Source organism: Marinobacter nitratireducens (assembly GCF_000708045.1).
Taxonomy (GTDB): Bacteria; Pseudomonadota; Gammaproteobacteria; order Pseudomonadales; family Oleiphilaceae; genus Marinobacter; species Marinobacter nitratireducens.
Map to the genome: position 1 here is coordinate 569,457 of NZ_ANIE01000009.1, position 12,043 is coordinate 581,499.

The following is a 12,043-nucleotide window of genomic DNA, read 5'->3' on the forward strand; positions in this document are numbered from 1 at the left end:
GCAATGGGAGGACGAGACGGGGGCTTGTTTATAAATCTGTGAGGTGGATCACGACGACTGGCCTGCCATGACACCAGAGGCATGGCAGGCCAGAAAAGCATCAGATGATCAAAGTGTTGCCATCACTCTGCGAGCAGCATCAACGGTTTCGTTAATGTCCGAATCGCTCATGGAAGCGCTGGTAAAACCGGCCTCGAAGGCAGAGGGCGCCAGGTAGATGCCTTCCTTCAGCATGCCCTGGAAGAACTTCTTGAAGCGCTCAACGTCGCAGTTCATCACCTGATCGAATCGGGTGACCTCCGGCTCATCAGTGAAGAAAATGCCAAACATGGCGGCACCTGCCTGCTGAACGGTCAGGGCAATATTGTTGGCTTCGGCTGCTTCTTTCAGACCGTCCAGGAGTTTGCTGGTTTTCTGCTTGAGACGGTCATGAAAACCCGGTTCGGAAATCGCGTTCAGTGTGGTCAGCCCTGCGCACATGGCCAGTGGGTTTCCGCTGAGAGTGCCGGCCTGGTAAACGGGGCCGAGCGGGGAAATATGCTCCATGATCTCGCGCTTTCCTCCAAACGCGCCAACCGGGAGTCCTCCACCAATTACTTTACCGAGTGCAGTGAGATCCGGGGTTACGCCGTAAAGACCCTGGGCACCGCCCAGGGAAACGCGGAAGCCGGTCATGACTTCGTCAAAGATCAGCACGGAGCCGTGGTCATCGCACACGTCTCGCAGCCCTTCGAGGAAACCGGGAACCGGCGGGATGCAATTCATGTTGCCGGCAACCGGTTCAACAATGATGGCGGCAATCTGGTCGCCGAGGGAGGCAAACGTTTCCCGGACGCTGTCGATATCGTTGTAAGTCAGTGTGATGGTGTGCTCGGCCAGGCTCGCCGGGATGCCGGGGGAGTTGGGAACGCCAAGGGTCAGGGCGCCGGAGCCCGCTTTGACCAGCAGGGAATCCACATGCCCGTGATAACAGCCTTCGAACTTCACGATCTTGTCCCGGCCGGTATAGCCCCGGGCCAGGCGGATGGCGGACATCGTCGCCTCGGTGCCGGAGTTGACCATCCGGACGAGGTCAATGGACGGCACGAGTTCGCACACTTTTTTTGCCATTTCAGTTTCAATGGCTGTTGGCGCACCGTAGCCGACACCCAGATCCACCTGTGCGTGCAGGGCATCCTTGATGCGTTGGTCTGAGTGACCGAGAATCATCGGGCCCCAGGAACCGATGTAATCGATGTAACGGCGATCGTCTTCATCGTAGAGATAGGCGCCTTCGGCGTGTTTGAAGAAAATGGGTGTGCCACCCACGCCCCGGAAGGCACGAACCGGTGAATTGACGCCGCCGGGGATGTATTTCTGAGCTTCTTCAAAAAGGCTTTCGGAATGGTTCATGAATGCTTTCCTGTCAGCTGGGTAGTGTGAAAAGTGGATGATGCTGTTCGAACAGCCGGACAAAGTGTTTCGCGCGTTGTTCTATCTGTGCCGGTGTGCCGCCAAACAGGCCGCCAACCACTGCCAGTAAATCGGCGCCAGCGAGTATGAGTTCCGCGCCGTTGTCTGCGGTGACGCCGCCAATTGCCGTAATCGGCTTGCCAAATTGTCTGGCTTCCCGCAAAACGGCTGGCTTGGCGGGAGGCGCTCCAGGTTTGGTCGACGATGTGAAAAACCGACCGAAGGCCAGATAATCGGCACCGCTGGCATCAGCGGAGCGGGCCAGATCAAGGCGATCGTGGCAGGTGATGCCGATAATGGCGTCTGCCCCGAGAAGGGTTCTGGCATCGATCAGCGCCTGGTCATCCTGCCCGAGGTGGGCACCGGCTGCCCCGACCCGGGCTGCCAGTTCCGGATCATCATTGATGATCAGCGGGACGCCTGCGTCCCGGCACAGCCGCTGCAGGTCCGTGGCTTGTCTTAGCCGCTCTGGCCCTGGCGCGAACTTTTCACGGTATTGTACCAGAACGGCCCCCCCGCTCAGAGCTGCCTCTACCGAGGCAGCCAGCGTGTCTGGGGGAGTCAGTTTGCTGTCTGTGATGGCATACAGGCCGGGCTTCAGTGGATGGCTTAACGTTCCCACAGAATACCCCGATCAGGGACGGGTTGGCCTTTACCAACCTTAAGGGCGTGCAGTATGGCGTGGTTCACATAGTTCTGAGCCTGAGAAATGGCCGCTCGTGGTGACAGGCCGCAGGCTCTCCCGGCTGCTATGGCCGCCGCCAGTGTGCAACCTGTGCCATGGTATTCGCCGCCAACACGCTCTATCTCCCAACGCATGGGCTCAGGGGCATGGTTATACAGGGTGTTGACGATGTGCATGCCGGTTCCGTGGCCGCCGGTGGCCAGCACGGACGAGCAACCGGTGTTCAGAAGTGTGCTGGCGGCCTGAGCCGGATTGCTGTTGTCACCGAGAATGGCGAGCTCCTCGCCATTGGGGGTGATCATTTCCGACACCGGGAACAGCCGGGTCTTCATGGCGTTGACGAGTTCATCGTCTGCGAGATCACCGCCGCCTGCAGCTTTGATGACCGGGTCGGTGATGACCGGGATTTCAGGGTGCTGTTGAACGAAGTCCACCAGCACGTCGACGATGGCTGCGCTGCCCAGGGCGCCTGTCTTGATGGCATGGATGGGCGCGTCTTTCGCCACGCACTCGATTTGTTGGCGGATTAACGCCGGATCAATGGCTTCCGCGCCATAGACGTTGGTTGTGTCCTGTACGGTCAGGCAAGTAACCACGGGCAATGGGTGACACCCCAGCGAGGTGATGGCCTGGATGTCGGCCTGGATGCCTGCGCCGCCGGACGGGTCAAGACCGGAAAGTACCAGAACCTGTGGGCGGTTATAGAGTTTGATGGTGCAGCTCCTTAAAACGGTTTGACGACGGCCAGGATTACAACGGCCAGCAACACCAGTACTGGCAGTTCGTTGAACCAGCGATAGAACACGTGGCTGCGGGTGTTCTGCTCATCTCTGAACACTCTGACCAGGTGGCCACAATAGAAATGGTAAACGATCAACAGGGCCACCAGAACAAGCTTGGCGTGAATCCAGCCCTGGCTGAAATACCCGGACGCATTGTAACTGATCAGCCAGAGCCCAAAAATCACGGTAGCGACCATTGAGGGAGTGGTGATGCCTCGATACAGCTTGCGTTCCATGACTTTGAAACGTTCACGACCGGGCTGGTCGTCGCAGGCAGCGTGGTACACAAACAGTCGCGGCAGGTAAAAGAGGCCGGCGAACCAGCACACCATGGAAATAATGTGGAAGGCTTTGACCCACAGCATTCATCAACTCCGTCGGTATTGGTAATAGCTTTCAATATCGGATTTCAGGACAACGCCGTACACCCGCTGGATCATGGGTGCGACATGCCTCTGTACATACAGGGCCTCGGCATTGCTGGCTTCGAACTCGTTCAGCGCTTCTTCGAGGGTCGCCTGGTACTGCACTGGTGCCAGATCTCTTCGGTTGGCCGGTATCTCCATCAGATCCACGGAATCCGGCAGCTCGATTTCCTGCTCGGCGACCTGTTGATCGGTGTCCTCGAGGTATCGAGCCAGGTCCACCGCCGGCAGCAGTGCAGTCGGGCCGTTACTGCCCTCGACAATCAGCCATTTGGGCTCCGCCTTGAGAGCCTTGCGGGCTTCGTCGACCGTCAGGTGGCGCTCCGTGCGCATGATACTCCGATCCATGATAGCGCCAACAGACACTCGTCTGAGAGCCTGGATAACCGGGGAGTTCTGATAGCTAAGCCCCTGGCTTTTAAGAATGGTCAGGAACAGGGATTTTTTCCCGAATGCCTCGCTGGTGATCAGCGTCGAGGTGGTGATAATCAGCATGGCCGGGAGGATGATGTGGGAATTGCGTGTCAGCTCCAGCAAAGCCAGCAGTGCGGCCAGCGGAGCTTGTAGCACGGCCCCCATCATGGCGCCCATGCCCAGCATGGCATAGAAGCCAACCGATGAGGCCTGTTCCGGCATGATCTGTGAACCGACAAGGCCCATCGCTCCGCCCAGGGTCGCGCCCATGAAAAGTGTGGGCCCGATGACCCCGCTGGGCATGCCAAGGCCGATGGTCAGCGAGGTGACGAGGAGCTTGGCGACGCCGACACCAATCAGAATCCACAGACCCAGTTCGCCGTTGATCGTTGCGTTGACCGTGTCGTACCCAATACCCATGGTTTCAGGAACAAGTATGGCAAACGGAACCATCAACAGGCCGGCAACACTGATGCGGAGTAGTACGGGGCGATGGTGATGACGCCCGGCCGTATCAACCATTTGGATAAAGGCGGCTGCAGCGATGCCTATGATGATGGCAATGACCAGAATCCAGGGTATTTCCAGCAGGGAATTCATGGTCAGGGCTGGCACGTTAAACGCAGGTTCGGGCCCGTAAACCGCCTGGGTGACGATGGCCGCGCTGACCGCTGCGAGAATGATGGGCGTAAAACCGGCGATGGTGTACTCCATCATCACCACTTCCATCGCGAAGATGACGCCGGATATGGGGGTGTTGAAGGAAGCGGAGATCGCCGCCGCGCAGCCACACGCCACCAGCGTTCGAATGCTGTTGTTCGGGAGTCGCATCCACTGACCCATCAGGCTGGAAAAGGCCGCGCCCAGATGGACTGCGGGCCCCTCCCGCCCTGCCGACTGGCCAGTGACGACCGTAGCGACGCCAGAGATGAACTGGACAACCGCGCTTCGGAAGGAAATGTACCCCTGGTGGTAGTTCAATCGCTCCATGATATGAACAATCCCGACCTTGCGATCGTGAATCGCCAGGCGGTGTAGCATCAGCCCGAGCCCGAGTGCACCGGTAAGTGGTAACAGCCCCCGAGTCATCCACTCCAGCTGTTCAAACGATTCCGAGCCAGCGCCAGGGAGGAAGTGTTCCAATGGCCACTCGATTGCCAGCCGGAAAAGCAGGATGACGCCGCCGGTCACGATACCGGAGAGTAGGCCCAGGACAGCCAGTTGGGGCAATGCATCGACACCAGACAGCCTGCGCCGGAACAGCGGGATCAGGTGCTCGGTAATCTGATGCCATGGGTTTCGCATGAACGGCGTGATTCCGGTTGGATGGAGGCATGTTGGACACTTTCTGTCATCATTGTAACTGTCGCCCCGGTAGCTGCAATAAGTCCTTGGTTTATCATGGTAGACTACGGGGTCAATCCTAAAGAAACTGATACCACGTCGCTGGAGTGCAAGGTGATAAAAGTAGGCATCGTTGGTGGCACCGGATACACCGGTGTGGAACTGTTGAGAATCCTGGCGGTTCATCCTGAGGTACAGGTCAGCTGTATTACGTCTCGTTCGGAGGCCGGTATGCCGGTGGCCGATATGTACCCGAATCTGCGAGGCCACTACGACCTTGCGTTCTCCGAACCGGATGCCTCTGTTCTCAAGGCGTGTGATCTCGTGTTCTTTGCGACACCCCACGGTGTGGCCATGCGGATGGTGCCCGAGTTGATGGCCGCAGGTGTCAGGGTCGTGGACCTGTCAGCGGACTTCCGGCTCAAGGATCTTGACGTCTGGGCTGATTGGTACGGCATGCAGCATGAGACGCCTGAATGGAACGAAAGAGCCGTGTACGGCCTCCCAGAGGTTGCGCGGGAGGTCATCAAAGAGGCTCAGCTGGTCGCCAACCCTGGCTGTTACCCCACAGCAGTGCAGCTCGGTTTCCTGCCGTTGCTGGAAAATGGACTGGTCGATCCGGGCCGTTTGATAGCCGACGCGAAATCGGGCGCCAGCGGTGCAGGTCGTCAGGGTAAGATTGGTGTACTTCACGGCGAAATTGGTGAAAGCTTCAAAGCATACGGAGCGTCCGGGCATCGCCATCTCCCGGAAATCCGACAGGGACTGACCGATGCCGCAAGCGGGAGGGTGGGCGTGACCTTCGTTCCTCACCTGCTGCCCATGATCCGGGGCATTGAGGCGACGCTGTATGCGGAGATCAAGAATACGGCAGACTTTGAGCGGCTTCAGGAACTGTTTGAATCACGCTATCGGGACGAGCCATTTGTCGACGTCATGCCTTATGGCAGCCATCCGGAAACCCGAAGTGTGCGGGGTGCAAATCAGTGCCGGATGGCTCTGCATCGCCAGGAGGACAGTAATATCGTTATCGTCTCCTCGGTGATCGATAACCTGGTCAAAGGCGCTGCGGGGCAAGCCGTGCAGAACATGAATATCATGTTCGGGATGAAAGAAACTCAGGGGCTGGAAGCTCCGGCTCTGTTACCCTGAGGCGTGTCTGTGAGTAAAGAGCAGAAACCCGCTGAAGAGTATGTCGTCATCCGGCACAGGCCGGGGTATCGTCTTCGTCGTACAGCCATCCTTTTGGCATTCACCGTGGTTGCGGCCATAGCAGGCTACGTCGCGGGGCTTTCGAAAGGTGGCTTCCGGTTTTCCAGTGTCGAGGCGTCCAATGAAGTCCTTGAGGAAGAGCTGGAGACGTTGCAGGAAAACTACACTGAGGCTCGACAGCAGGTAATTAATCTGGAGCGAGGGCGAGCGATCGACGAGCAGGCTCTGAATCAGGCCCGCCGGATGATCGTGGATCTGGAAACACAGATTGTTTCACTGAAATCAGACCTGACTTTTTACAAAAATATCATGGCTCCGTCGGAGGTCAGCAAGGGCCTGCAGGTGGATAACTTGTCCCTGGTGGATGAACGTGAGCCGGGCGTTTGGGGGTTCAAGCTGGTGCTGACCCAAGTGGGTAACAACAAGAACTATGTTTCTGGTCTGGTGGCGGTTAACGTCATCGGCCTCCGTGACGAAGAAAAAGAAGTCATCGCGCTTCGTGATCTGTCTGAGGAGATTGAAGATCTTGGTGTGAAGTTTCGCTTCCGCTATTTTCAGGATGTGGAAGGAACGCTGGTGTTGCCGGACGGTTTCGAGCCTCTCGAAATTCAGGTTGTGGCCCAGTCCGAAGGACGCAATTCTTCCCAGGCCGAGAGAACGTTTGACTGGGATGAGCTAACGGAGAATTGAGATGCTTGGCAAGAAGAAGCAGAAATCTCGTCGCCCGACAGGGCACTTTGACACATTGATTTCGTCGCGGACGAGCGTGGAGGGTGGTATCCACTTTTCCGGTGGTTTGCACGTTGATGGCAAGGTTCGCGGCAAAGTGGCGGCGGATGAGGGCAGTGACGCCGTTCTTCGGATTTCCGAAGTTGGTGAAATCACCGGAGACATTGTGGCACCGCATGTCATCATTAACGGTACGGTTAATGGTGATGTCTATGCGTCTTCCCATCTGGAGCTGGCGGAAAAGGCCTCGATCAACGGTAATGTTTATTACAACCTGATCGAAATGGCGATGGGGGCCGCGGTGAATGGCAATCTGGTTCACCAGAAAGAGCCCGTTGGATTGCTCACCAGTACGGAACGCAAGAATGAATCGGCTCGCCGTGACGAGAGCAAGGCGCCGGTTGATTCCGGAGAGCCTGTCACCGAGGATGGTGGTAAATCCGAATAGTTGATTGTTTTAGTCAGGAATAACATAATCCTCCTTGTGATACAGAGTTAATCCGGAGGCGAGCTTGAGTGTAGTTCAGCAAATGGCCACGCCACTGTTCTTCAGTGACAGTGCGGTCGCAAAAGTACGTGAGTTGATCGAGGACGAGGGCAACCCGGACCTGATGTTACGTGTTTTTGTCACCGGCGGTGGTTGCTCCGGTTTCCAGTATGGCTTTTCATTTGATGAGGAGCTGGATGACGAAGACACCGTGATCGAGCGAGATGGAGTGAAGCTGCTGGTCGACCCGATGAGTTATCAGTATCTGGTTGGCGCCACGGTCGAATATCAGGAAGGATTGCAGGGGTCCCAGTTCGTGGTTCAGAACCCGAATGCCAGTTCTACCTGTGGGTGTGGCAGCTCATTCTCGATTTGACGGTCAGGTTTGTGACGCCATAAAAAAGGAGAGCATTGGCTCTCCTTTTTTATGGCTGTCTATTGAACTAAGCCGGATAGATAGCGCCGAGAATGCGTGGCCCGGAGGCGCCTGTAACCTCTGGCAGGTTGCCGGGCATTCCTGCCATCGCCTGTTTTGCCAGCCAGGCGAACGCCACCGGTTCTACCCATTGAGGATCTAGGCCAAGTTCATCGGTGATGGCTAATCGGGCCGGCTGAATGGCCTTGCCGAGAGCTTCCATCAGCAAAGGGTTGCGGGTACCACCACCACAAGCATAGACGGTCATGTTCCCCTCGGAAGGAAGTTGTTCGCTGATACTGCTCGCCGTTAATTGCAGGAGTGTCCGCTGGATGTCTGCCGCCGGAACATCGGGGTGGCGGCGTGCCAGGGTTTTAACCCAGTCCAGGTTGAAACGTTCTTTGCCGGTACTCTTGGGAGCCACTTTTGCAAAGTAAGCATCGGACAGCATGTCGCGCAACAGCTCGTCATTGACGGTACCTTCGCTCGCCCAATGCCCATCGGTATCGTAGGGGCGTCCGGTCTGATCGAGACACCAGGCATCGAGAAGCGCGTTGGCCGGGCCCGTGTCGAATCCGGTAACGGGCGACTGATCGGCCGGAATCCAGGTAATGTTTGCTATCCCGCCGAGGTTAAGGATGCAACGGTTCTCAGTCTTTGAACCAAAGAACGCCTTGTGGAAGGCTGGTACCAGTGGTGCGCCCTGGCCTCCGGCGGCCATGTCCCTTCTGCGGAAGTCCGCGACCGTTGGAATTCCGGTTCTTTCCGCAATGATGGAAGGATTTCCGATCTGCATCGAGAAAGGGGCGGCGCCGGCGGGCTGGTGCCGTACGGTCTGGCCATGGCTGCCAATGGCTTTGATTCTGGATGCCGGGAGGCCTGAAGATTCAATGACCCGGTTGGCTGCTGTCGCAAACAGGCAGCCTGTCAGGGTATCCAGCTCGCCCAGTTCATCGGGCGAGCCCTGGTTTTGGCTGACGGCGATCAGGCGATGCCTGATCTCGTCCGGGTAGGGCAGGCTGATCGTGGCGTGAATGTGGGCGGTGTTTCCATCGAAGGACACCAGTACAGCATCAATGCCATCCATGCTGGTGCCGGACATCAAGCCGAGCCAGGTGTCCATCCCGGTTATTCTTCCGAGGCCAATGCCAGTTGCTGGTAGTTTTCGCGGAACGTATCAAACTGCGCCAGTTGCTGCTTGGTCACATTTTTGAAACGCGCCATTTCCGAAGACGGTACCGGCTTGGCATCTGGGAGTTTAACCTTGCGCGAATTGCGGGGAACACCGTTTACGCGGAACTCGTAGTGCAAATGTGGACCGGTCACCATGCCGGAAGAACCCACATAGCCGATGGTTTGCCCCTGCTTGACCTTGGTGCCGTTTCTCATCCCTTTGCCCAGCCGGCTCATGTGAGCATACAGGGTGGTGATGTTGTCTCCGTGTTGCAGAACAATTGTGCGCCCGTAGCCGCCTTTCCAGCCAGCGAAACGAACGCGACCTGCGCCAGCCGCCTTGATTGGCGTACCCGGGGGGGCGCCGTAATCGGTACCTTCGTGCGGGCGAACGACATCAAGAACGGGATGACGGCGCTGCAGGTTGAACGGCGAAGAGACCCTGGCATTGATCGGCGTGCGCAGGAATGCCTTTCTCATGCTCTTGCCGTCCGGCGAGTAGTAGTCGCTGTCGCCATTGGAATCGGTATAAAGCAGGGCGACGTAGTCTTCGTTCTGATTAATGAAGCGGGCTGAGAGGATGCGACCAGTGTCAAAACGCTCGCCATCCAGGTAGAGCTCCTCATAAACAACTTCAAACTGATCGCCTTTGCGGACGTCATAAACGAAGTCGATGGTCCAGCCGAAAATTCCAGCCAGCTCCATGGTCAGGCGATCGTTGAGGCCAGCTTCCCGGGCCGCCAGGTAGAGGGATCCATTAATTGTTCCAGACGCGAAAGCGGGTCGGGCTTCAGGTTCTCTCAGCGCTGTCTTGCCAGTGAAGCCTTCGTCTGTTTTTTCGATCTTCAGGGACTCAAGCAGGCTTCGCTTAAGTTCGATGGCGGCAAGGCTACCATCATCGTTGGATGCAAAGCGGATTGTTTCCCCTGCAAACAGCTTCTGCAGGTCGGTCGCTTCCCCTTCGCCGTGAATGACCGACAGCATGATGCGGTCGTTGAAACCTGCATCCTTGAACAGGGACGACAGGGTGTCGCCGGATTCAATCTTGAACGATTGCCAGTGAAGTTCTGGTTCGGCCGGCACTGTCTCGGCGGCTGCCTGCATTTGAGTCGGGGACTTTGCGGAGCCGGAATCCGTTTGCAGGTTGCTCGAGGGCGCGGATGCAGAAGGCGCAGTTTCAGCCTTGCCTGATACGGTGCCCTGTTCGAGGTCCAGCGAATAGGACATGCGCTTCGCTTCAACATCCGCGCTGGGACTCATTAAAATGGCGGCCGTCACGACAACCGTGGCTGCGGCGGCAATGGTAATGTGTGTTTTTGGAAACATTTTAAACACGTATCGCACCCGTTTTAATCGGTATTCCGGTAGGTTGTACTACCTAATTAAAGCTGTTGATCAAGTATAGACCAACAAGATTACCGTATAAAATGCATGCGGGACAGCGTGGAACATTACGGTTTGATGTTCCTACCTCCGGATTTCTGCGGGCGTCATTGCTATAATGCGTCGCCCGCTGGACTCGGTGATGCTCAAAATATGAGCAGTTGTACTTTACCAGTTAGGCGGGTAACTGGCAGATTTCTTTTGTAGAAGTCTGTAACCGAAAGAATCATTCAAGACAGAACTGGGGATGTGTTGTTCATGGCATCTATTGATGAGGCGTTGGCCGTTATCAAGCGCGGCGTTGACGAGCTGATTCCAGAGGACGAGCTGGTCGAAAAACTGAAGCAGGGGCGGCCGCTCCGTATCAAGGCCGGTTTCGATCCCACGGCGCCGGATCTCCACCTGGGCCACACCGTCCTTATTAATAAGCTGAGACAGTTCCAGGATCTGGGGCACGAAGTCATATTCCTTATTGGTGACTTCACCGGCATGATCGGCGACCCAACCGGTAAGAGCGCTACGCGCCCCCCGCTGACAGAAGAGCAGGTCAAGCAGAACGCCATTACCTACCAGGAGCAGGTGTTCAAAATCCTGGACCCCGCAAAAACCCGCGTCGTCTTTAATTCTGAGTGGATGGGGAAGATGTCGGCGGCCGATATGATTCGCTTGGCGGGACAGTATACGGTAGCCCGGATGCTTGAGCGTGATGATTTTACCAAGCGTTATCGTGCAGAGCAGTCGATTGCCATCCACGAATTCCTGTATCCCTTGGTGCAGGGTTATGACTCAGTAGCCCTGGAGGCGGATGTCGAATTGGGCGGAACTGACCAGAAGTTTAATCTTTTGATGGGGCGCATTCTTCAGAAACACTATGGGCAGGAGCCCCAGGCCATCCTGACCATGCCCATCCTGGAAGGTTTGGACGGTGTCCAGAAGATGTCCAAGTCGTTGGGCAACTATATAGGTGTTAATGATGCGCCGGGCGAAATGTACACCAAGCTTTTGTCCATGCCTGACGAATTGCTGTGGCGTTACTTTGAGCTGCTGAGCTTCCGTCCACTGGCCGAAGTCGAAGAATTTCGTGCGGCTGTATCGGCAGGTGCCAATCCCCAGGACTACAAGAAGCTGCTGGCTGAAGAGATCATTACCCGCTTCCATAATGAGGAGGCGGCGAAAACCGCTCATAAGTCCGCCGGTAACCGTGTTGGTCTTGGAGAGATTCCGGAAAATGTCCCGGAGGTAAATGTATCGCTCGATGGCCAGGATGGGCTGCCGATGGCGGCAGTGCTTCGTTTGGCTGGGCTGGTCAAGAATGGCGCGGCGGCAAGGGACGTGCTGGGGCGCGGTGCTGTGTTTGTGGACGGCGACAAGTTTGAGGGCGATCGTCAATTTGTTAAGGGCGACGACTGTGTCATCCAGGCAGGGAAGAAGAAGATTGCCCGGGTTTTGATTACGGAGTGATCGAATTTCGCCGATTTTGAAGTTTTTTCAAAATCGGCGTTGACAGTTTTCCTGAGGGCTGTAGAATGCGCACCACTTCTG

At 56.6% G+C, this 12,043-nt stretch carries 13 protein-coding genes; 6 read left to right on the forward strand and 7 right to left on the reverse strand.

The features are described 5' to 3' along the window. Positions 1 to 108: 108 nt before the first annotated feature. From hemL to thiD, 3 genes are read right to left on the reverse strand one after another with little or no spacing between them, the layout of a single operon-like run. Positions 109 to 1,392 (reverse strand): glutamate-1-semialdehyde 2,1-aminomutase, encoded by a 1,284-nt coding sequence (gene hemL, locus D777_RS16575; protein WP_036134359.1) that lies wholly within the window; start codon positions 1,390 to 1,392, stop codon positions 109 to 111. 13 nt (positions 1,393 to 1,405) lie between these two features. Then, a complete protein-coding gene (gene thiE, locus D777_RS16580; RefSeq protein ID WP_036134360.1) occupies positions 1,406 to 2,074 on the reverse strand; it encodes a thiamine phosphate synthase in 669 nt (222 codons plus the stop codon). Beyond that, a complete protein-coding gene (gene thiD / locus D777_RS16585; RefSeq protein ID WP_264673458.1) occupies positions 2,062 to 2,772 on the reverse strand; it encodes a bifunctional hydroxymethylpyrimidine kinase/phosphomethylpyrimidine kinase in 711 nt (236 codons plus the stop codon). Before thiD ends, thiE begins: the two co-directional genes overlap by 13 nt. On the opposite strand from thiD, the gene D777_RS18280 reads away from it, so the two are divergent. Beyond that, complete coding sequence (locus tag D777_RS18280; RefSeq protein WP_264673454.1) at positions 2,743 to 2,865, forward strand: hypothetical protein; 123 nt, start codon at positions 2,743 to 2,745, stop codon at positions 2,863 to 2,865. The two genes, thiD and D777_RS18280, sit on opposite strands and share 30 nt — an antisense overlap. On the opposite strand, the gene hemJ is transcribed toward D777_RS18280, so the two are convergent. Further along, a complete protein-coding gene (hemJ, locus tag D777_RS16590; RefSeq protein WP_036134363.1) occupies positions 2,862 to 3,284 on the reverse strand; it encodes a protoporphyrinogen oxidase HemJ in 423 nt (140 codons plus the stop codon). The two genes, D777_RS18280 and hemJ, sit on opposite strands and share 4 nt — an antisense overlap. A gap of 3 nt (positions 3,285 to 3,287) precedes the next feature. Next, on the reverse strand, positions 3,288 to 5,063 hold the full coding sequence (locus D777_RS16595) for a chloride channel protein (protein WP_036134364.1): 1,776 nt from the start codon (positions 5,061 to 5,063) through the stop codon (positions 3,288 to 3,290). Positions 5,064 to 5,216: 153 nt separating this feature from the next. Here D777_RS16595 and argC point away from each other — a divergent pair, with 153 nt between their 5' ends. The 4 genes from argC to erpA all read left to right on the forward strand — a co-directional run bounded on the left by argC (position 5,217) and on the right by erpA (position 7,906). Then, positions 5,217 to 6,254: an N-acetyl-gamma-glutamyl-phosphate reductase gene (argC, locus tag D777_RS16600; RefSeq protein WP_036134536.1), complete on the forward strand. Its 1,038-nt coding sequence runs from the start codon at positions 5,217 to 5,219 to the stop codon at positions 6,252 to 6,254. Between the two features lie 9 nt (positions 6,255 to 6,263). Beyond that, complete coding sequence (locus tag D777_RS16605; RefSeq protein ID WP_036134373.1) at positions 6,264 to 7,004, forward strand: DUF6776 family protein; 741 nt, start codon at positions 6,264 to 6,266, stop codon at positions 7,002 to 7,004. Between the two features lies 1 nt (position 7,005). After that, positions 7,006 to 7,491, forward strand: coding sequence for a bactofilin family protein (locus tag D777_RS16610; RefSeq protein ID WP_036134375.1), 486 nt, complete (start codon positions 7,006 to 7,008; stop codon positions 7,489 to 7,491). A gap of 82 nt (positions 7,492 to 7,573) precedes the next feature. Next, positions 7,574 to 7,906 (forward strand): iron-sulfur cluster insertion protein ErpA, encoded by a 333-nt coding sequence (erpA, locus tag D777_RS16615; protein WP_201443396.1) that lies wholly within the window; start codon positions 7,574 to 7,576, stop codon positions 7,904 to 7,906. A 67-nt stretch (positions 7,907 to 7,973) separates the two neighbouring features. On the opposite strand, the gene D777_RS16620 is transcribed toward erpA, so the two are convergent. After that, positions 7,974 to 9,068 carry an anhydro-N-acetylmuramic acid kinase gene (locus tag D777_RS16620; RefSeq protein ID WP_036134380.1) on the reverse strand — a complete coding sequence of 365 codons (1,095 nt, stop codon included), beginning with the start codon at positions 9,066 to 9,068 and terminating at the stop codon, positions 7,974 to 7,976. A gap of 5 nt (positions 9,069 to 9,073) precedes the next feature. Further along, positions 9,074 to 10,453, reverse strand: a complete 1,380-nt coding sequence (locus D777_RS16625) for an OapA family protein (protein ID WP_036134382.1) — start codon at positions 10,451 to 10,453, stop codon at positions 9,074 to 9,076. 306 nt (positions 10,454 to 10,759) lie between these two features. Here D777_RS16625 and tyrS point away from each other — a divergent pair, with 306 nt between their 5' ends. Then, positions 10,760 to 11,962 (forward strand): tyrosine--tRNA ligase, encoded by a 1,203-nt coding sequence (tyrS, locus tag D777_RS16630; protein ID WP_036134539.1) that lies wholly within the window; start codon positions 10,760 to 10,762, stop codon positions 11,960 to 11,962. Positions 11,963 to 12,043: the final 81 nt, after the last annotated feature.